The organism is Actinoplanes nipponensis (genome assembly GCF_016862275.1).
Lineage (GTDB): Bacteria > Actinomycetota > Actinomycetes > Mycobacteriales > Micromonosporaceae > Actinoplanes > Actinoplanes nipponensis.
Genome location: NZ_BOMQ01000121.1, coordinates 1 through 653, shown reverse-complemented (window position 1 = coordinate 653; position 653 = coordinate 1). Strand labels below are relative to the sequence as shown.

Annotated in this window: 1 protein-coding gene; it reads left to right on the top strand. The window is 68.5% G+C overall.

Annotated features, from left to right (window positions below):
- On the top strand, nt 1–653 hold a 653-nt coding region (locus Ani05nite_RS40725; protein ID WP_203777578.1), incomplete at both ends, for an ATP-binding cassette domain-containing protein.

Sequence of the window (653 nt, the reverse complement as noted above, 5' to 3'; positions counted from 1 at the left end):
GAGGTGACCGCCCTGGTCGGCGACAACGGCGCCGGCAAGTCCACCCTGGTCAAGTGCGTCAGCGGCATCTACACCATCGACGCCGGCACGGTCACCTTCGACGGCAACCAGGTCGCCGTGCACACCCCCCGCGACGCGTCCGCGCTCGGCATCGAGGTCGTCTACCAGGACCTCGCCCTGTGCGACAACCTCGACATCGTCCAGAACATGTTCCTCGGCCGCGAGAAGGTCCGCGGACTGGTCCTCGACGAAGCCACCATGGAACAGATGGCCGGCGACACCCTGGCCAGCCTGTCCGTACGCACCGTCAAATCCCTGCGCCAACTCGTCGCCAGCCTCTCCGGCGGCCAACGCCAGACCGTCGCCATCGCCAAAGCCGTCCTCTGGAACAGCCGCGTCGTCATCCTCGACGAACCCACCGCCGCCCTCGGCGTCGCCCAGACCGCCCAGGTCCTCGAACTCGTCCGCCGCCTGGCCGACAACGGCCTGGGCGTCGTGCTCATCTCGCACAACATGAACGACGTCTTCGCCGTCTCCGACCGCGTCGCCGCCCTCTACCTCGGCCGCACCGCCGCCCAGGTCAAGACCACCGACGTCACCCACTCCCAGATCGTCGAACTCATCACCTCCGGGCGCAGCGGCAACCTCGGCCT